We start from the raw sequence: 21,116 nt of genomic DNA on the forward strand, positions 1-21,116 counted from the left end.
ACCAGAATCCTTTGCCAGTTGCCTGCACACTCCAATTTATTTCTTGATCCACTTAATAGGGATTAGAAATCTGGCACCCCAATCCAAAACACCCCATGCTACTCGTAGTATTCGAGCACACTACTGGTGAAAAAGTAATTGAAGCGGGTGAGGCAGTGACTGTTGTCGCTGTAGTGGTACAAACCTGCCCACTTGTAGTTGACGACACTTGAATTATCGCGCCTTGATATATTAAAAATTGAGGCCATGGAGTGACTGTATTTATATTGGGAGCTGTCCCATTATTTGCAGGGATTGTGACATTGATGTTGGGATATTGTCCTGATGCATAAGATATTTGAACATTAAATGCCGGCTGTGGTGATGGAGGGATAGTACCGTTTATGGTTAACAGGGTGCCATTAATGTAGCCTTGACACCCCGTTGCGGAAACCATGGCATTATTAGGGACCATACCCGCTGCTTTTTGATTGCAGTTTGTGTCAAACAAGCCATAATTCTGTTCCGCTGTTGGACCAGGTTTCGCCGGTTCATCATAGGCCTCAAAAGCAAGCACACCATTAGTGTATCCTGAAGTACTCACAAAATTACTGGTGTTCATTTGATAAAGAGTTTGGAAATAAGTTGTAGCATTCGCAACTGATGGAGCACACGGTCCCGGAGAATTACATGCGTAACCGCTCGTTGTGCCCGCAGTTGCCCATCCTGTCTCAGCCATTAAGAGTACTCGACCCGGAGTATAAAATGACTGTCCTGCAGCAGCAGGTAATGCCGGTGGATTAGCTGATCCAACAACCTGGATGTAATCCCAGGCTAATGAATTTGTTGGTTGGTTAGTAGTACTTAGCGGAGGAGTCCAAACTCCCGCATTCGCCGGAGAAACGCCCCATTGAAAAGGATAAGGATCGAAACCTAAAGGCGCGCTTGCAGAATATTGGTTAATCAACGTTTGCATATCTGCAGTAATCGCGGGACTGGGTGTTACCAAATTGCCGCTGACCAGAGCAGAACTTACTGGTGTAGTCAATCCTAAGCCTGCAATTGTTGTTTGCAAATCCATCACGGCAGAAGTTAAATAAGCAACATTTGAAACCATGGGATTATTACAAGGAGATGTAACATTTCCCGCCTCGCAATAATTTTCATGACCAGCAAAAACAAGGCTCACTGTACTATTAAATACTGCAGGGGTAACCTCATTAACCACAGCTTGCAGAGTCTGCTGGGCACATGGAATATAATTCAAAACGCCAACACCTACCGGGCACCCAGCATAGATTGAGTCATTTGGTTGTTGCGGAATAACCGCTTCATATATGACCTGCATCCCCAGAGCATGGGCCTGATTAATAATATCTATCCAACTGTAAGGTTCTGTCTGATAGGAACGCACCGTAGTAAATCCTGCGTTCTGAAGTTGTTGTAATTCCGCATAAACGTTAGTAGCAGCAGGGTTATTTTGTGTTCCTGTGTAAAAAACATCATGAAAATTAAATGGGTAACTGTTGGTATAGTGATTGGGATTATAATCGACACCAATTAATTGATTAAAAGACGGTGCCTGTAATATAGCCGTGGTGCTCAGTCTGTTTGAACTGATGAGACCGAGTAACTCTGCAGTTAAGGTAAAAGTGCCATTGCTGGCTGAATTAAATTTACCCGTAATACGACATTGAGATCCACCCGCTAAAGTTCCTGTTGTTCCAGATGGAGAACAGGTATCACTGGTAATTAAAAAATTAGGATGAAGCGGATCATTATTCTGTAAAATACGCTGAGTAAAACTCACCGCTGTTGCTTCATAATTAGCAAAGATAAATGTCACGGTATAGTCAGTATTAGTAAATCCGCGACTGGGCAAGGGATTTGCTAAAGGGAATCTGATGGTTCCTAAAACTCCAGCGGGCGTTGCTTTTGCAGTTGTAGACAAAGGAGGTCTAATCGTGACCACATTATTGTCATATCCGCCATAACTGACCTGAACTGTCTTTTGACCCGTAGATTTAGCAGTCAAAGATACACTATAGGTACAACGTTCCCTGGGCTGTAACTTTTTCCCCGTACATAGATCAATGATAGTATATTCATTAGCGTTAGCAGTACACTCATCGTTAAGAGCCGGACAGAATTTCGCTGTGACCTGAAAGGGTTTTTTAAAAGCAAAAGGGAGATTATTTGTGAACGTATAGGTTGCGGTAACAGCTCCACCCAGAGTAGATACCTGAGCAGGAAAAGGAGCATCAAGAGAGTAAATTACGGGATTATCGGCAAAAACCTGATTCATCATTAAAAATAAAGCACATACTATGCTTAATTGTTTCATATCAACTCCACTCAGAGACTAAATCATTTTTATTAAGAAGATCCGATCTATTCGACTTGCTCTATTTTATAAATACTTTATTTTCTTTTTTATCAAACAGATAAGTTAACTCAATAAGAAAAGTATTGGCTTTTAAATTACCAAGATTTAATCGTTGAGTTGCCCACTCTATTCTTTGGCCATATCCAGTACTTAATTTACCAAAATATTGATATGCATAACCAAGAGAAAGAATAACCTGAGGATTAATCAGAACATCAACGCCCAAGCCCAGATCATAGGTCAGTTGTGATTTAGTCTGTGCCGCAAAAGCGGGATTGTCTCTTGGAACTATGCCTGGAAGAGACTTTTCTTCATAGAGTTTTGAATGATTGACGGATAAGCCAAGACCTCCCGTCAGATAAGGTAGTACTGGACCAAATTGTATTAGTTCCAACTTGGTATAGAGGGATAAAGTATTGATACTCGCACCCAGATTATAGTCATAATTCGTAAACTCAGGTAACGAGTATTGCATTACCTGACCGGTAATATCCTTGGCAAAAAAATGCTGATAACGCAGACCGAATGCATATCCAGGAATAAATTGACTGGGTCGTTGCCAGAATCGTCCAACAGTTGCTGATACAAGATAAGAATCAGACCATTTCGTGGAGAAGGCATCCATATTGTTAGGCGGATCAAAATCAGATCCGTTATTTATCGAAAAACTGGCAGGATTACTGGGTTGCATTGCCCCGATACCCACACCTGCAAACCACGAACCCCTATGATTAAACGATGTATTCAGCGTAGATACTGAAGGGCTTTTCTGGCTTTGATTGAATTCATTAACACTTATTTTCTGGGGCTTTAAGGACTCTGCACTTATTGGTTTCGTAAGACTTAAAGCTAATATTGAGATTACAAACATCAGTGAATCTCTTAAATCCATTTTTTTCATTCAATAACCTCAAATATCCCTTTAAAATCTGGAAATAACAATAAATGATGACGTTCAAAATAGCAAGGAATGGAAATAAATCAGAGAGTTAACGTCAGGGCTTTTTTCAACAAAAACACAGGGATCGCAAAATAATAACCTCTATGTTGCATTAAAAATTTCAGATTTTTTCATTGAGTTATTCTTGTCTCTCATTTTTTACATTTAAGTCCAGTTTATCAAGTTGCAGATATTTATAGGTCATTACTGAAATAATCCAGCTGCTCATAAAAATTCCAATGATGACGTATCCTAAAATATCAAAATGGCTGTTTATCTCTTTAATTAAATTCCAAATAAAACCATTCGCCTCGATCTTATTAGCGATTAAACCAAGCACCTCTACCGTTCCCAAACAAAAAGCCACCAGAACGGAAACCAAAGTGATGGTTAAATTATAATAAAGTTTCCGTATAGGTTTCATAAATGCCCAACCGTAAGCACCGACCATGAGCATACTATCTGTAGTATCTATAAGGGTCATCCCTGCAGTGAATAACGCAGGAAAAATCAATACTGACCAGAATGATAAACCATGTACCATTTCAGAGGCGGTGATTCCAAGTAAAATAATTTCAGTTGCGGTGTCAAATCCAAGTCCAAATAAGAAACCTAAAGGATACATTTGCCAACTATGACTGATCACTCCAAAGAGACGTCGAAATCGATTGGCAAAAAACCCCTTGTTGTTCAATAAATTATCAATATCTTCTTCCTGATAGTGATTTCCTTTCCTGACGTGCTGTACCACTTTAAAAATAGAAATGAAAATAAAAAGATTAATGAGTGCAATTAATATCAAAAACAATGCCGAAATAGAAATACATACCAAGCTACCCACTTCATGCCATCGATTTATATTGCTTTGCATCAGTGTTGCAGTGGTCAAGGCCACACAAATTGTCGCTATAACAACTACTGTAGAATGGCCAAGAGAAAAAAATAATCCGGCTGATATAGGTTTTTTGCCTTCCTGCATCAATTTACGAGTCACGTTATCTATAGCGGCAATATGATCGGCATCTACCGCGTGACGTAAACCAAAGGTATAAGCCAACACAGCCGTACTAAACAGAAGTGGGTTATCATGCAAAGCATAAAATGCCCATAGCCATACAAAAACATGATACAGGATCAATACACTGTAAATGCCAGTAATTTTATTACGAAGACCGTCACCAAAATCGCTAAAAATAGTTAGAAGATTTGTTCGCACTCAATATACCTTAAATTCAATTATTTAAACGTCACATCGATTCATCAAAATCTCACCTGATATTGTGTGCAGGGAATTAATATGATGAGTATTGGGTAACTCCTTTGTTGTGCATAAAATACCCCTCTTGAATCAGATGCTCTAATGGCAAAAATAAAGGCTCTGGTAACGAATGAAGCGAAAACCATTGCCAGGAAATGACTTTATCGTGCTCCATAATATGAATTGCTTGATTGCTGGGATATTCGGCTTTTAAGAAAATAGAAACATAATGCTTGCGCTCTTTGTCGAAAACATCATTTGTAATCGCAACTACTTTAGGAGAAGAAATAATTAATCCCGTTTCTTCTTGTGTTTCACGAATGGCGCACATCTCAAATGTTTCACCAAGCTCCAAGTGTCCACCTGGCGGTCCCCATGTGAGATGGCCATGCTCACCTAGTCGCTGACCTAACAATAGCTTATTGTTATTAAAGATCAAAACACCTATACCAACCCTGGGATAATTCATTACGTCTCAACAAAATAAAAAGCAATCAGGACACAAAATGTAACTAATATCACTTTGAATTTCTATTGTATTTCAAAGCAATTAATGATTTTGCCATATCTCGTGTAAACAAATTTAAATTTGAATTCATACTCTGAACTAATGCGTCTACACTGACTACAGGTACTTTCACATGATAATAACGATCATATTTTTTAATGATGTGCTCCTGGCTTGATATAGAATAGCTGGCACGTAAACTGCTGTTGCCGCATAGACCAATTTTGAACTCAGAGATATCTATTTGCACATTATAATTTGGCTTGAAATCAAGGTCCCAGGGCGCGTCTTCCATAACAATACCAGGAATAAGCGTATTTAAATTGGTTTTGATGACCCCTTTAATGTTTTTATCCAATGATTCAGCCCATTGATGAAATTCTTCCAGTTGGACCCGATTTAAACTGTCATAAATCATCAACTGCGGTTTCTCAGTAAATGGCGGAGTGTGAATGGGTTCCATGCCAATCTTCAAAAAAATATGCCGATCAACGGGAGCTGACTTGGGTGGAATTGGATTTAACATATAATACTCTGGCTGTTTACTTCGTCCACAAGCACAAAGTATAAATCCTAATGCCAATATGATGATTATCTGAATCTGTTTCACCGTTTACCTCGCAGCAATGATTCCGGATTTCGGGATAAATAATCCGTCAAATTTTGAGTTGATGATGCTGCATCAGCAATTTTTTGCATGGTTATATTAAAATAAGCCATAGCCGGAGGCAGGTTTCTATCCATTCTAGTCGCTAAAACTGACATGCTGTCACTCATATTATTAATAGACTTAATGAGATCTTTCACTTCGTCAGAAGTGATCAGTGTCCTGAATGCTTCAAAGGACATTTTAGCGGCTTTGATGGAGTCATCAAGAGTAGGTGATTTTTCAACGCGACTCCGGGTTGGGAATACGGGGTAATCATTAAAAAATATATCTTTTGATGGTGTATGGGAGTCCATTTTCACCAATTCAATTTCAGCATTACCCGTTATAAAATTAGGAGTAGATACTTGCGCAACATAACCATTACTAATTAACAAATGAATTGGATTTTGCGTAAAGCCTAAATTTTTTTCAACAAAAAACTGAACATAAACGGGTATCCTGACCTTATTCATCGCTCTGTTTTCAGTAATTTCAATCAGTTTTACTTCACCAATTTTTACGCCTCTGTATGTGACTGGAGTTGTTGAGTTTAAGCCTTTTAAAGACCCTTTAAAAAACATGACATACATTTGGGATTGGGCATGGACGTACTCTTCGTAAAAAAATACAACCGCCATGATCATCAGGATCAATGCACCAACGACAAAAACACCAATTGAGGTATAAAATTTTTCGGAGCGCATCAAATTCCCTATAGATTTAAAAATTTAATTGAAAAACTACTTATAGTTAACCACAACGACCCACGAGTTAAAATTCGCGAAACCGCTTTTCTCAATGGTACATGTCTGGTGGCAACCATATAATAGTAATATCCTGCGGTAAAACTGACAATGGAACAATATAACAAAGTTTTAGCCACTGAATAGGTGAAGGCAAACAGGGTTGTTGTCCGTTCCAAATCCAGTAAAAAAATATAATTACTCATATTAAAAACATTATGGAACGTAAGGTACATGCTCAAAAAAATAATGATGATTAAGTAGGTATATAATAACAATCCCGTAATATTAACTCCGATAATAATCGGCAGTATGTACTCCAGAATTACTTCCTGAGGAGAGCGCTGTAACTTGGTAATTTTGATACGGGCATTGATAATATTCAAAGAGACCTGAACACATAAAACAAAACCAATAATGATGGGAAGAATATCCTGGATCAGGAGCGTTTGTGCTATCGAAAGGGCTTTATCCTGTATATTAAAGTTTCTTAAAATCGTATAACTGTTTATGGACAAGGACATGGTCATTAAAGCACAAATAATGATTAAAGGTGTGACCAAAGTTACGCCAGAGTAATATAAGATTTTCCACACATTTTGCCAGGAAATGGTCAAATGTCGGGTAATAATATTTTTAATGCTGTGACTTAAATGCCCAATAAAACTCAAAAAGAAGAAAATGGATTTAAAAAATCGTATAAAGTGAACACCTGTGCGATTAAAAGCGTACATTGTTATTGTCCCTTTTATTCCTCGTTATCCTGTGATTAGTACTCACAAAATCTGCTCTTGCACAAAAAAACACATGTAAAATCGGGCCGATCATTTACCCGTTAATTGAATTACCCTCTTAACAAATGTTGGGCCTGGATCTGTTTTATCGGTTTGGTATGTTGGATCTTTTTCAAGCCATAAAGGTGTATTTTTATAATTCAGATAATCATTATGACCAATTACGTATTGAATAGTCGGATATTTTTTCTTTAAATAACATACCAGAAAAGCATTGGCTTTAACCTGTTCTTCAGTTAAATCATCTTTGCCATCTACACCACCAATATTTTCTATACCTATCGCATAATGGTTAAGACCAATAACATGCCTGGCCATCCAGGTTTCGGGCATAAGCTGATAAATACTTCCATCTTTATCAACTAAAAAATGACTTGAAACATTTAAATCCCCTGGTAATTCACTTCGTCTAGGAGAACTGGCGGGTAACTTCGAAGGATCAAATATCCGAAAGGTAACATTTAAAGAAGGAACGCAGGTCCAATGCATCACGATCATTTTGGGTTCGATTTCGATAGATTTTGAATCAATTCCATAATGAGTTAACTGATAATCACGTGTTAACGCAATACGTTCCGTACCAAATTGAATTGGTTTTTGATGAATTACCTGGGGATCATGGCAAGAGAATGCAAACCCCAAGGTGCTGATAAAAAATGAGAGCGATAGAATAATTTTCATAATTATAATGAGTGTATCATAAGAGATAATGATGAAATAATTATAAACCTTAAATTTATGAATAAGTTAACTATTTATTTAACAATTCTACTCGAATTTTACAAAATCAGTTTTTTAGACTAAATAATAACCATGTACCTTCACTTCGAGCAATGATGAAAAAATGGACCGGGTTGTTTATATCCTTATTAGTGCTGATTTTACTCGCTTATTACGTTATGGGATTTTTGGTAGAACGCACTCTCAATAAAAATATCAATGCCTTTCATAATACGACTATGGCCAGTGTTCATCTAGATAAATACCATCGGGGCTGGTTCTCATCACGTGCCAACCTGGTTTTCGAAATGCATATACCCGCTCAACAGGTAACAAACGAGAATGGAAGCACAAAAAACAATCCTCCCGTCGATTTAAATATTAACTTCCCTTTGATGATTAATCATGGACCTTTCATCTTTACTGACTCAGGGATGCGCTTTGGATTGGGCTATGTGACAACCAAACCACAAACACACTACGGTGCATTAATAAGTTATTGTAACAATACCATTTTCAAATACTCGCTTCCTTCTATTATTACAAAAGGCAAAACCGGGCCTCAGGATTATCAATTTGAGTGGCTGGGTTTAAGCGCGGTACTTAAAATTTCACCAAATATAGATAAAATCAAAGGTCGTTGGACAGCTTATGGTTTCAATGGCGATGCGAATAACGTCTCATTTAAACTGGGCAAAGTGTTTAATAAATTTAAATTTTACTATACTGAAGGCTTGTGGATAGGTCAGACTCACTTATCAATTCCTTTTTTTACTCTCAATGCGGATAATGCCAAAGTAGTTGAAATGGAGGCATTTGACGTAGATTTAGGTTCAGACATCAGCGATAAATTACTGAACTACAACGCCAACATAACCTTGAAGAAGTTATTTGTTAATAATAATACCTACGGGCCGGGCTCTTTTAAATTGAGTATTAAAAATCTGGACCCTTCTGCCATGGCTGATATTAATAAACTGCAATGGACCATGCTGGAAAATAATCAACATCCAGAATTAAACATGCTGGCTTTACTTGCTGATTTACCTAAACTGTTATCTAAAGGATCAGAACTTGAATTATCTGAGATGTATTTAACGGTACCTGATGGTCAAATCACTGGTAATTTGAAGCTTGTTTTACCTCAAAGCGACATCAGTGATGCGGCACAAATAATGCAAAAAGCGCATGGAGAAGGGCAATTTAAAGCACCTGCTGCTACTGTAAAAGCACTCATAGCCGCCTCATTGCAAAGTAATTCAACAAATAATCAGACACAATCAACAACTGCTCGAGATCCCGTGCCAGCATCCTCAACCACAACAGACCCTGTAAATGATACGGCCAATTCAGAAGCGCAAGCAGACACCATCATCAAGAACTATATTAATAAAGGGCTTTTGAGGGTTGAAGGGACTTATTATATTGTTGACATTAAAATTGATAATCAACAGCTGTTCATAAATGGAAAACTCTTTAAGCCAGAAATGCTCAACTGATGTCCAGGAGCATTTCCAGGCTTTGTTGACAATTCATTTTGTTAATTATCAGTAATGGCTCACATACCGCGGCTTGTCCGCGGTATCCAGAGTTCTTCTGGATGGCGCGGACAAGCACTGAACGATGATCCCGTTTTATACGTCATCCGCGCTTTCGCGAGAGAAACAACCTTATTTAAGCGACAACTTCATGAAATGATCATAAATCGCACGACTGGCCAAGGCAATGGCTCGACTCCGTGAATAATCGCTGGCTGCTTGCGATTTTACATATACAGCAATGGCAATATGCCCTTTATTATTAGGCAAAGTAATGATCCCTACGTCACTGGCAAATCGGAACAATTTTTTGGAACCAGGATACTTTAAATAATTTTGTTCATCAATTGCCCATGTTCCTGTTTTATGTGCTACTTTGACATTACCGGGCAATAACCCTCTGATCCTGCTGCGACCTGTTCTGCATTGTTCCATAATATTGATGAGTACTTGCGTACTGGATTCCGAAAGAGCTTCTTTTTTATAGAGCTTCACCAATAATTTTGCCATTTCGTCAGGTGTTGTCGTATCGCGTTTGTCGTTTTCAAATCGCTGCCAGGCCAACACTTTATTTTTAAGAGGTATACTGTTAAATATTCTTTTCCAGGAATAGACAGAGCGGGGTTTATTCATTAATGAATGATCCACATGATTCGTATCCATAAACATCTCGAGAATAGAACGATTTATAAATATATTTTTAAAACCAAGTTCATACATTCGTTTCGTTACATACTCGGGTCCGTTCACAGTATGCAATATGGTGTCGCTTGCGCTGTTATCACTATTAGTGAGCATATACTTCAGTATTTGCTGCATCGACATGCTAATCTTTTTTTTCTCACAGGCATGATGCAATGTTCCTGAACCTGGAACGGAATTGCTCAATCCAAGCTTAATAATTCGATTCAGGGAATCTTTTTTTTGGTCAACACGATGCAGAAAAGCCATGGCAATTGGTAATTTGATGGTACTTGCCATAAAAAACCGCTGCGTACTATTGTGGGTTATTACCTTGTTTTTCTCTATATAGATAGCGGTAATGCCCATTATAGAATTTGATTTTTTCTCGATAGCAGAAATTTTTTTAGTTAATTCAGCATCGCTATTGGCTGCAAAACAGGTCAATGAATAGACGAAACTGTACAAGATACACAGAAATAATTTCTTTATCATGATTCGTGTACTCTTTGGCATAAATAATTTTATATCCATAAAATAGGTTCATATCCCTTGTTCATTATTCATTTATAACCATCGTTCTTTAGCTACCATTATTTAATAATTGCGCTGATTTTAGTAGCTATTTTCTGGATATATTTTTAGATCCGCACATTCAGGCAGTACTATAATTAAAAGAGATCTCCTCAGTGTTTGATCCGCTAGCAAATGATACAAGCGGACCGCGGCTCAGGTGTTTTTCCCCGCAAACGAATGAATTCCTGCTCCAGAAAATTTTTGTCGAGCAGCTGTAACTTTAAATCGAGGACAAAATCAGGCTTCATCAAATACTCTTCTTTTAACAAATCGATTATATCGGTCAAAAAGCCTGATGAATCATTGCTGCTATCAATCTGCAAATTAAAAAAGTTCCTGTTTTCATCAAAAGTACACAGTTCGCACCCCGCTCCATGGCGCAGCTTGAGTGACACAAGTCCGCTCATTGTATTGCAGACCTTTTTTTGAATATCCCTTTCCTTACCATTATAGAAAATGCCGAGTTGGGTCACGTCACCGCATGCATTGAACACAAACTGGATAGACTGCAAACAAACCAAACTTCTTTGAGGAGAAGCCGGCATTAAAACATAGGCAAAACCCGCCTCAGTAATCTCATCAGTAAAACTGCTGTACATTTTAATATAGGTAATTGATTCCGGATCCATGGATTTAAACATTTTTAACATCGAGTACTCCTTACTCTCAAATTAAACGGGCTGTTTTTAACGAACAGAACGACAATCACGCTCGTGTTTCACGATGAACACGTGGTAAAGTTTTATACTCTCAAACAAATACAAAAATTGCTACTTTGTACTAAAACCCCAAATACAACTGCCTTTATAAGTGTAATTTTTACTCCAATTCATCCTTAATCAGTTCAGGCAGAAGCAAATCCTTAACTAAATGGCAGCCCCCAATAAACTCAGTTATTCAATGAATACTCCGTGATGTTTCTCTATTGAGCATAAATAACTACACTGCAAAAATTATAAATAATCAAAAATACATAAATACTTTGTATTTTTTTTCTTGTCATAATGCTGCAAAAATGACACTATGCCCACGTCGTTTTTTGATACGGCATTACTGACTAATGCTTGAAAAAAAAGAATTTTTTTCGGCTGTCTGGTTTAATTTTATTACACAAATGATCGAAGATAGTACTCTAGCTTTAACTTGATCGTGGAAACAGGATGTTATAAATGAATAAAGCATGGACTCAATCTTTTGCTGTACTCAATCATGTGAAAATTCACAAGCATTCTCTAATCAAACAATCAACTATTCCACAATTGGCCTTTATCCAAGCCCACTTTACACACAACTCAACTCTAAAAACTACTGGAGGTATTCATGAAAAAACTCGTTCTCTCTTTAGGACTCGGTCTCACTCTTGCGGTAAATGCGTTTGCAGACAATGTACTTGAACAGCTCAATTCACAAGTTATAAAAATTCTTAGCCCCTTCCAAAATGAGTCAACGGTTACACAGCTTACGTTCAACGAGGTAGAAACCACTCCGGAGCATGCATCCAAAGTTGCCCTGAATTCATTTTATCGAAAAACAGGTTCCCAAAATACTTTCGAACTAAAACTCGATAATCTTGCATACAATTACGGAATTGGAGCCACTCCAACTACTGTCATCAGAGGCTCAATTGGCGTTGATTTCACAAAACTGCTACCACAGGATGAAATTAACTATTTCATTCCCATGGCAGTTCAGATGATAGAAACGCTAGCTAAAGAATACACTGAAGAAGAATATGGTGATGCAGCATCTATCAAAGCGGTAATTACCTCTACGAGCAAAGATAGTGAAGACAATTACACCAGTCTCACCGCTTTAATCTCAGTTAAAATCGATCTCACCAAGCTGCCCGAGGAAACTAAGAAAGAAGACATTATGCTCACTGACATCGTGCTTTCATTAAACATTAATTTAAAGACTGGTCTAATAGTTGATGCATTCATGATAAGTAATCCAGAATACAGCGGTTTTAATGATGACGAACAAGGTCTAAAAGAACTATTGGATAGACTGCTTGCACGTGATGAACGAGTAATGGCAGAAATTGAAAGCCTGGCTCAACGATTAGATGATATCGCATCAATGATCGTTGAAAAAACCAATGATTTCAAATTTCCAGGCCTTTATGGCACTCGCTCTAAACCTTCTCTATCGTAATTTCACACTATAGAGCTTAGACACTCCAAGCTCAGGAGTAAATCAAAAGTAGCCCGGATGAAGCACAGCGAAATCCGGGAAGCATATGCGCAGCATGGTACATTTTTAATCAGTGCCCGCTTCGCGGGACTTCGCGGTGCTTCATCCGGGCTACTTTTAATTCAAAATTCCTTCGCTTGACGGCTATGGGGCATTTAGACTCCGCGTTATCCCATTCAGATGCCGATCAATTAATTTTTAAACCTGTTTGCATAGAATAGTGTATTAATACTTGATAAGGTATCAGTCAGATTAAAGTTCACTGATACATCTCGTGACCACTTCTTAAGAGCAGCATGATGCTTTGGATCCTGATTTCCCTTTTTTTCTGTTGGTTGATTTACCGTGAACTCAACGGCCACATGCCCATTTTCAAACCCTATATTGCGGTGTTATTACTGTTAGCCCTGTCAAGCGCATGGCCGCCTTTTCATCACTGGCGAATGGAACGGTTTTTATCTGCCACAGCCAGTCAATTAGCCGATAATCATCCTGCAAAGGTACATTGTAATACCCTGTTTGACACTCTTTTTGATGAGGAGCTTAGGGTTGGCGGCCATACAGATCCGAAAACAGGATATATAGTCATTCAATACCCCAGGTGTTCAATCCTGATGGACTATCTTGCCCATCCCGATCATGCGAGTCCAGAAGAAATCATCAGCCTGAACATACTGACTCATGAAAGCATGCACGCCCGTGGTGAATACAATGAAGCAAAAACAGAATGTGAGGCTGTACAAAGAAATTATCGAACAGCAAGACTGCTAGGCGTGCCTGAACTCATCGCAAAACAGAATGCCCTTGAGTACTATAATAACCATTATTTAAAGCGAAGTGATGGCTATTTTTCTAAAGAGTGCGCTCCAGGTAAAGATATGGACGAGCGCTTAAGTGATTCGACCTGGAACTAATAGAATAGACAAATCACGAAATTCAAAGGAATCAAATCCAACAGTACACTTTATTTTTTTTTATTAATTAAGGCTCCTATAAATCCTGATTATCTCTTAATTAAGAGATAATCCTATTGAGGAAGATCGCATTGTTCATCACACTCCTTCAATTTGACATGTTCTAAAACATCACTAGTGATCTTGACCGGCATCAAATAGCGACGAGAATTATCCAATAATATAACTTGTGCTGAGGTCACTTTATTACCAGTGTACTTAAGAGCGATACCCGCAATTCCCAATTGACTCAATTGACGGTATTCAAGAAGATCGCTATACCTTAAATAACGCCCGAAATAATAATCTTTAAAATTGGGGTTATCCAAAGCAATATATCCTTTCTTTTTACCATCATAATCTTGCAGCTGTTTTAGCGAACTCACCAATTCTAATCCATTATCATTTGGATCTACTTTCAAAAAAATAAGCGCGTCACCATTAATCAAGCTTTGGGGGGTCACGGCACTATGTCTACCATCATAGTCAAAAGCTATAACTGTAGAATTTAAAACAGGACCCCGATGATAAGCAGGAGATTTATGAAGAAATAGATAGAGTGCAGTTCCTAATATAATAATTAATCCTATCCCTTTAAATCTCATGGCTATCCTTAATTAAGATGTATGTTTTTGGCTAATAGTAGCTGCAATATAATTATATACTACATAGATAATTAAAATTTGTCACAAATCCAGTCTGACAAAGCCATCAATACTGTGGAAGATGGGCTTGAAGCAGCGTTCCCATGGATGACGCGGTGTCTTTTCTGATGTTTGTCCTAAAGAGGTTGGGCTACTCAGGATGATTAAGATTCCGAACTTATTATAAAGGCACCTCATCCCAATGTAACTCCATGAAAATGCGGTATAAATCTTCATCTCATCTCAAACAAAACACCAGATCTCCTAGTAGTTGCTTAAGTTAATTAGGGGCTGTTGACATTTCCTAGAAGTTTATTACTTTTTTTAGATTAATACGTTAATGGGTGGCACATTTCTGGTTGCGTATAAGACTGCTTAAGCACTGTAAGCAATTGATCTCTTTTAATAAAGGGATTGTCATCCTTTCTTATCTGATCATTTATATAAGAAGTAGCTTCTCGTAGTACATCAAGAGAGGGCTCATCCAGTTGCTCCAAAAGAACAGTGGGCGTGTTATGCTCATTCGTTTGAATTTTAGGCAGGATATTTTGAAACGCTTTAGATAATGCGCTCAAAAATACCTCTCGATTCGCTCTATTTTTTTTAAGGTGACATTGCGATATTAATAGTTGACATTGATCTTGATGATTTAGATTAAATAATGGATCTCGATCATCAGCATCAATCATCTGATTTTGCCAGGATGCTCGTCCATCTTGCGTATCAATGTTCAAATTATATTTGAGATCATCTTCGCAAAACTGCAGAATGAGTTCTAATATCACCATCATTTCATGCGGATCATAACAGGTAATTAAAATAGGAGCTTCTTCACCCTTATTTTCCAGAACATTCCATAAAATATGGCACATATCTAAAATTAACTCTTTTGGGGTTTCATCATGATCACTTAAAAACTCTGGATGACGCCAAATAATGCAATGAGCTTGGGAAATAACCGATACAGGAGGAGCGCTGGCAATATCTGAAAGAATATAAGCCTGGTTTACGGCTGGGGCTTTCTTTTGTAAAACACGAGTATTAAATTTTAAATCACGCGGATCAATATCACAACCAACATAATTAATCTTAACTCCCCTGGAGCGAGCTAGTAGTTCAAGGGTTGATAACTCCAGAGCTGCGCCACAAGCAATACTCACAACATTTAATTCATCCTGATTAAAATTCGCGATGAGATTTCTAATCGGAGGTAACAAGGTATATGAAATACGAAAGTGTTTAAGAGAAAACAGGCTTGGATTGGGAAAGGAGTTAAAAATAGATTTCATTGCAACTAGAATTGAACGTAATGTTCCCATATTATACATACTAATGGGTTTCAGTTCAATTATGCGCTCTGCTCTTGAGCGTAAGAGAGTAGCTTTAGTAAAAAACATAAATTGACGATTTCAACGTCCCGGGAACACATCGCAGGAGTTGGAATTGAATTATTAACACATCCTAATTTCTTAAATTAGTCAGATTACACTCTGCGCAAAGACCCTTGATTTCTACAGTGCAATTGATGATTGAAAACTGAATGGCGTTAGCCGATTCTGTTACAGAGGTAAAATCGATAATGCATTCCAACTCCTTAACAAAGTCACATTGATTACAAATGAGAAATTGAGCCTGCCCCACGTGGTGCCCATGCAAACAGGCGACATAAGATTTAAGGCTGTCAATACAATGAATAAAACCCTCTTGATGCCAAAACTGGATGGCACGATAGACTGTAGGAGGCTTGGGGTTCTCAATTTCCAAAGATAATCGCTGTAAAATATCGTAAGCCCCGAGCGGTTTTCTTTCATCAACTAATATTTTGAGGACACGCTCTCTTGGCTCAGTAAACCGGTAGCCATGACTCATGCAATGCTTATATGCTCTGTCCAACAAATTATGTTTCATCAACCATCTATACGTTTAGTTATTAGAATTTTTAATTTTATCATACTCTCAATTTCAATGAAAAATAATCAAATAAAGAACACAAATAAACACATAATTTTTAAATAGTGTCTAAAAATTACTTAATCTTACTTGCTCTTCAACAATTGAGTGTTATATTATAACACTTCTTTGAAGGTGATGAAATGCTATTAAAGTGATCAAGCACAACAAAACCTTCTTTAGCATCTCTCTAATCTTTTAAGTAGAGGAAACCAATGTATTATTACAATTATCGATTCCATCTTTCAGATGATACTCAACTTCTCGAACCGGCAAAAATAGAACAGATTTTGTATGAAGCGAAAGAATTAGGGGTAGTGCGTGTTGCAATCGATGACACTAGTACTAACAAAAGCATTAGTTTGTTGTGTACATCCAAAGACCAAAAAATCATCCAAAATCAGGTTACACAACTTTTATTGGCCGAAGAAATCGCCTTAAATGAACTTGTCGAGTTAGAAGCACTTTGGAATGAAAACGAAATAAAGCATAAAGATCACGCACATCAATCCAAACCGATACATTCCAATCACCCCAAAAAACACAAAAAAAATACGAAACAGCCTCACTCCCATGCTCACCACCACAGCCATCACCATGGCCATAGCCATGATCATGACCATCATGAAAATCATTGGCTAAATGCGGCATTGGGGCTAATTTGGGGAATAGGCTTACTGATCATCTCTATTGCGAGTTTTAACATTCCTTTGCTGGCTTATTACGTTATAACCGGGCTTACAACGTTGATGACATTCTATTTAGGACGCTCTGTTTATCAGTCAGCATGGCATACCTTACAGAGTTTAAAATGGGATACCACAACATTATACGCAATAAGTACTTTGACCATAGTCGGTGTCTCTATAGTCAGTATGTTTGTCCCCGGATTACCGATGATGTTTGAAGCGGCTCCTTTAGTTTTAGGTTTTTGGCATTTAGGCGAAGGAATTGAGCATACCTTAATCGGTAAAATCAATAAAAAACTGGATGTTCGTGATTGCGTGACTCCATTTGTTCTATTAAAAGGTAACCCCAATAAGGACATTTCAGTCAAACAATTAATTCCAAACGATATTATTATAGTGAACAAAGGAGAGGTCATTCCTGTCGATGGTGTATTAACAGAAGAAACACTACTTTACACAACACGGGTCGATGGCTCCCCCCACCTGAGGATGTTTAAACCTGGCGATGTCGTAAAATCGGGTATGCGCCTGGCTGATCATATCCCTTCATTGGAACTGCGTGTTACAAAAACATATCAAAACTCTTATCTCTCATTAATCGCAAAAAATATTAATAAAGCGAATCATGAAAAAGCGCCAGTCGAACTGTTTGCGGATCAAGTATTATACTATTTTATTCCTGGTTTACTCGGCGTAGCGCTGGTATCCGGTATTGTCATCGGCTCATTATTTACTCCCGCACTGGCTATCCAATGCGTCATCTCTGTTCTTGTAAGCGCTTGTCCATGCGCCTTGAGTTTGATTACCCCCATGGCAGTTAAAATCGGTATGAAAAAGGCATCTGAACAAGGGATTCATTTTAATAATGGGAAGGCATTACAGGCAGCCTCAGATATAGACACCATAGTTTTTGATCTGAATGGAACGCTCACCGAAGGCCAAATTGCGGTGGAGTCCCTGCGTATTTCAGATGAGAATTTTTTGAGCCATGTCGCATTATTAGAAGATAAATCCGATCATCCGGCAGCCAAAATTATCAAGTCTTATATACAGAATAAAGGCATTGTTCCAAGCGAACCTTTAGATATAACTTCTATTGATAAAAGCCATCACTCAGGCATAAAAGGCATAATCAATGGTGAAACATTCATCATTGGTAATAAGGACATGCTTGTTGCCAATGAAATTACACAGTTCGATGAACCTTATGATAATCCGGACAACGGTTCTGTTTATATTGTGCGAGGAACCACAGTAATAGGACAAATTGCCTTAAACGATCCTTTGCGTCCAGATGCTGTTGCAACGGTGGATCAATTAAAACGTCTTGGCAAAACAGTACATATTTGTACGGGAGCTGATAGAGCGACTGCAGAACAGTATGCCGCATTATTAGGTATTCCAAAAGCGAACATTAGCGCGAATACAGTAGGGGCTATCACAAAACCTGGTGAACAATCTAAAACAATTTATATTCAACAATTACAATCCAAAGGCCACAAAGTGGCCATGGTAGGTGATGCCGCAAATGATATAACGGCTATTGCCTATTCAGACATTGGTATTGCGGTTAAATCGAGTATTGGTGATACCGTCACCCAACAACATGCCGGTATCGTAGTACACCAAGGGTTGTTATTCCCTATTGCTACGGCCTTTGATGTAGCTAAAAAAACCAAAGATAATATTTTCCAGAATTTATTCGTGAGCCTGGCTTATAATTCAGGGATTACTATAGTAGCAGCAGGATTATTTGTTGCCATAGGTTTTGCTCTAAATCCAGTATTGGGTGTTGCCTTGATGGTGCTTGAATCCACAATTGTTTTAGCCAATTTATATCGTTTTAAACAACAGGACGTTGTGTCCGCAGCAACAAATAATAAAAATACAACCGTCGATGTAGCTACTTCTGGCAATACAACGGCAAAAGTTCTGGATGGATTGGGATATCGATCGCAACCTGCTGCAAACTTAGGCCAAATACAGGAATCCAATCTTACACATTCTAAAGCTGGAACCTTATTTGCACAGGAAACGAAGCGATCTTCTTATACATCTGAAGAGAGTAAACAAGACATAGTACCTCAAATGGTCGGCTCACATTAACTAATTCTGGTGAGAATATTCTAAATCAGGATTGAAGTAATAAATGAATTTAATTATTAATTAACAATAGGTTATACTCTTTTATAGTAACTTCTCTATAAGTCAGTAAACTATCGTCATCCCGAACACAGTGAGGGATGACGATAATTTACGAACCTATTGAGCTGTTATTGCATGTACTATGAACGTACCAGCCCTTCTCTTATTGGATTTTATGTACTCTGAAAAAAGAAGACATCACTTTTAAAGCTTAAACGGGTAACCAGTTACACCGCTTCCCTCACCCCATAAGCGCTCGAAATGGAGAATATACAGTGGATGTATTAATAAAACATTTAAAAACGGCATGTTGTTTAGTGATACTTCCTTTGTTATGTATCGCAACGCAGATAGAAGCAAGCAGCAATCCGCTAGCGACTCAAGAACAACGCGATCTTGATGCAAAGGCAATTAATATTTTTAAAAATCATGCATTTCATTTATTGCGCTATAAAGCCAAACTAACCTATACAGTAGCTTATGGATTATTTGTAAGTGACGAGGCCAAACCTTTAATGGATGGCATGATCGATGAGCTAGTATTCAGTTCTATTCAAAAAGCGGTTAATAGTGACCCCTACTACCCCAAAGTGTATTGGGTCGACACCGGACCACGCCATTGGTTCGGAGAAACAATACCCGGAGGCCGATATTCTTATGATAATCCTGATGTTATCTATCGTACCATTCCAATCAATGACAAGGTCCATTATGTTATACATGGAATTCGTGATAGCAATGGCTTAGCTGATGCCACGTTTTCATTGATCAGTAACCCTAATTCACAGAAAACGGTGGCCGTCTTGACGAGCAATGATTTAGTCATCAATGCTGATGGTACCTATGATATCACCATTGATAACCAACCAGCTAATGGACGGGTAAACCATATTCAATCCACCAGCAGCGCGGTAATGCTTTTTGTACGAAATACTCTCGGTGATTGGCAAACCAATAAACCCGATGAATTAAGTGTAGAAGTACTTGACGATAGTTCCGCTCATAAACCACGTAGCGATACTCGTATCTATATGGAAACATTAAAAAATCTTGCTGAATCTACATTTTTTTATGGTACCGGTGCTTTAGGTATTAAAACAAAAATGAATAAAGTGAATACATTTAAACAGCCCAGCCAATCAGATGATTTAGGAACTCTGGTAACTCAGGCAAGCTCTTTTGGTCATTTTAAACTGAATGATGATGAAGCATTAATTGTTACTATTAATTCAGGCGGCGCCAAATATTTTGTTGTTCCGGCAACAAATCCCTGGACTATTACCGTAGATCCAGGCAAATATTTATGCAGTTTCAACAATACCCAGGCTATAGCGGATGCAGATGGGCAATACCGATTTGTAATCTCTCGTACAGATCCAGGAGTTTATCATTGGATAAGTACTTCAGGTCTACATGAAGGCACCATGATGCTGCGTTGGCAGAATCTGCCTGCATCAGCACCAACCACTGGCAAGGCTTCTGTGCAGACAGAATTAGTCAAATTAAGCGACTTGCCCTCCAAACTACCCCAAGAAACACGATGGGTCAGTACCAGTGAACGAGCGACCCAACTTGCTGATCGCTTAAACGCTTATTTATTACGATCTGCCACTGATGTTGAGTAGAAGAACATAGCATCACAGCAACTATCCATAACAGGCATGGGTAAGGAAAACCCATGACCTGAGGATGGCATTGATTAATAATGTTCTGGATATGTTCAAAAACTTATCGCATTGATAAAACTTGCAATTTAGTCGCCCCTCAAAT

Annotated in this window: 18 protein-coding genes; 5 read left to right on the plus strand and 13 right to left on the minus strand. The window is 38.2% G+C overall.

Annotation, left to right across the window (positions count from 1 at the left end; genetic code table 11):
* Positions 1-52: 52 nt before the first annotated feature.
* From Lqua_RS03460 to Lqua_RS03495, 8 genes are all read right to left on the minus strand, one after another.
* Positions 53-2,323 (minus strand): glycosyl hydrolase family 17 protein, encoded by a 2,271-nt coding sequence (locus tag Lqua_RS03460; RefSeq protein ID WP_058472885.1) that lies wholly within the window; start codon positions 2,321-2,323, stop codon positions 53-55.
* A gap of 61 nt (positions 2,324-2,384) precedes the next feature.
* The gene (locus tag Lqua_RS03465) at positions 2,385-3,266 is read right to left on the minus strand and encodes an outer membrane protein (RefSeq protein ID WP_058472886.1); all 882 of its coding nucleotides are present in this window, start codon (positions 3,264-3,266) and stop codon (positions 2,385-2,387) included.
* A 178-nt stretch (positions 3,267-3,444) separates the two neighbouring features.
* Entirely contained in the window at positions 3,445-4,521 is a 1,077-nt protein-coding gene (locus tag Lqua_RS03470) for a HoxN/HupN/NixA family nickel/cobalt transporter (protein WP_058472887.1), read from the minus strand.
* A 76-nt stretch (positions 4,522-4,597) separates the two neighbouring features.
* Positions 4,598-5,032 carry a nucleotide triphosphate diphosphatase NUDT15 gene (locus tag Lqua_RS03475; RefSeq protein ID WP_058472888.1) on the minus strand — a complete coding sequence of 145 codons (435 nt, stop codon included), beginning with the start codon at positions 5,030-5,032 and terminating at the stop codon, positions 4,598-4,600.
* A gap of 49 nt (positions 5,033-5,081) precedes the next feature.
* Positions 5,082-5,681: a PqiC family protein gene (locus tag Lqua_RS03480; RefSeq protein WP_115148651.1), complete on the minus strand. Its 600-nt coding sequence runs from the start codon at positions 5,679-5,681 to the stop codon at positions 5,082-5,084.
* Complete coding sequence (locus tag Lqua_RS03485) at positions 5,678-6,424, minus strand: MlaD family protein (protein WP_115148650.1); 747 nt, start codon at positions 6,422-6,424, stop codon at positions 5,678-5,680. Before Lqua_RS03485 ends, Lqua_RS03480 begins: the two co-directional genes overlap by 4 nt.
* Positions 6,425-6,432: 8 nt before the next feature.
* Positions 6,433-7,197, minus strand: coding sequence for an ABC transporter permease (locus Lqua_RS03490; protein WP_065240142.1), 765 nt, complete (start codon positions 7,195-7,197; stop codon positions 6,433-6,435).
* A gap of 90 nt (positions 7,198-7,287) precedes the next feature.
* A complete protein-coding gene (locus Lqua_RS03495; protein WP_058472889.1) occupies positions 7,288-7,938 on the minus strand; it encodes an N-acetylmuramoyl-L-alanine amidase in 651 nt (216 codons plus the stop codon).
* A 152-nt stretch (positions 7,939-8,090) separates the two neighbouring features.
* Here Lqua_RS03495 and Lqua_RS03500 point away from each other — a divergent pair, with 152 nt between their 5' ends.
* Positions 8,091-9,476, plus strand: coding sequence for a YdgA family protein (locus Lqua_RS03500; protein WP_083501241.1), 1,386 nt, complete (start codon positions 8,091-8,093; stop codon positions 9,474-9,476).
* A 171-nt stretch (positions 9,477-9,647) separates the two neighbouring features.
* On the opposite strand, the gene bla is transcribed toward Lqua_RS03500, so the two are convergent.
* The gene (bla, locus tag Lqua_RS03505; protein ID WP_115148803.1) at positions 9,648-10,691 is read right to left on the minus strand and encodes a class A beta-lactamase; all 1,044 of its coding nucleotides are present in this window, start codon (positions 10,689-10,691) and stop codon (positions 9,648-9,650) included.
* Positions 10,692-10,897: 206 nt separating this feature from the next.
* Positions 10,898-11,422, minus strand: coding sequence for a hypothetical protein (locus tag Lqua_RS03510; protein ID WP_058472891.1), 525 nt, complete (start codon positions 11,420-11,422; stop codon positions 10,898-10,900).
* A 670-nt stretch (positions 11,423-12,092) separates the two neighbouring features.
* Here Lqua_RS03510 and Lqua_RS03515 point away from each other — a divergent pair.
* Both Lqua_RS03515 and Lqua_RS03520 read left to right on the plus strand, forming a co-directional pair.
* Positions 12,093-12,926 carry a hypothetical protein gene (locus Lqua_RS03515; protein WP_065240143.1) on the plus strand — a complete coding sequence of 278 codons (834 nt, stop codon included), beginning with the start codon at positions 12,093-12,095 and terminating at the stop codon, positions 12,924-12,926.
* Positions 12,927-13,261: 335 nt separating this feature from the next.
* Positions 13,262-13,879, plus strand: a complete 618-nt coding sequence (locus tag Lqua_RS03520; protein ID WP_238585521.1) for a hypothetical protein — start codon at positions 13,262-13,264, stop codon at positions 13,877-13,879.
* Between the two features lie 113 nt (positions 13,880-13,992).
* Here Lqua_RS03520 and Lqua_RS03525 read toward each other — a convergent pair whose 3' ends face one another.
* The 3 genes from Lqua_RS03525 to Lqua_RS03535 form a co-directional block, all read right to left on the minus strand.
* Positions 13,993-14,523, minus strand: coding sequence for a hypothetical protein (locus tag Lqua_RS03525; RefSeq protein ID WP_058472893.1), 531 nt, complete (start codon positions 14,521-14,523; stop codon positions 13,993-13,995).
* A 368-nt stretch (positions 14,524-14,891) separates the two neighbouring features.
* Entirely contained in the window at positions 14,892-15,959 is a 1,068-nt protein-coding gene (locus tag Lqua_RS03530) for a hypothetical protein (RefSeq protein WP_058472894.1), read from the minus strand.
* 64 nt (positions 15,960-16,023) lie between these two features.
* A complete protein-coding gene (locus Lqua_RS03535; RefSeq protein WP_058472895.1) occupies positions 16,024-16,470 on the minus strand; it encodes a Fur family transcriptional regulator in 447 nt (148 codons plus the stop codon).
* Between the two features lie 257 nt (positions 16,471-16,727).
* Here Lqua_RS03535 and Lqua_RS03540 point away from each other — a divergent pair, with 257 nt between their 5' ends.
* Together Lqua_RS03540 and Lqua_RS03545 are read left to right on the plus strand one after the other, a co-directional pair.
* Complete coding sequence (locus Lqua_RS03540) at positions 16,728-19,307, plus strand: heavy metal translocating P-type ATPase (protein WP_058472896.1); 2,580 nt, start codon at positions 16,728-16,730, stop codon at positions 19,305-19,307.
* Between the two features lie 314 nt (positions 19,308-19,621).
* The gene (locus Lqua_RS03545; RefSeq protein ID WP_058472897.1) at positions 19,622-20,971 is read left to right on the plus strand and encodes a DUF1214 domain-containing protein; all 1,350 of its coding nucleotides are present in this window, start codon (positions 19,622-19,624) and stop codon (positions 20,969-20,971) included.
* Positions 20,972-21,116 lie beyond the last annotated feature (145 nt).

Source organism: Legionella quateirensis, from assembly GCF_001467955.1.
In the GTDB taxonomy this organism is placed as follows: Bacteria; Pseudomonadota; Gammaproteobacteria; order Legionellales; family Legionellaceae; genus Legionella; species Legionella quateirensis.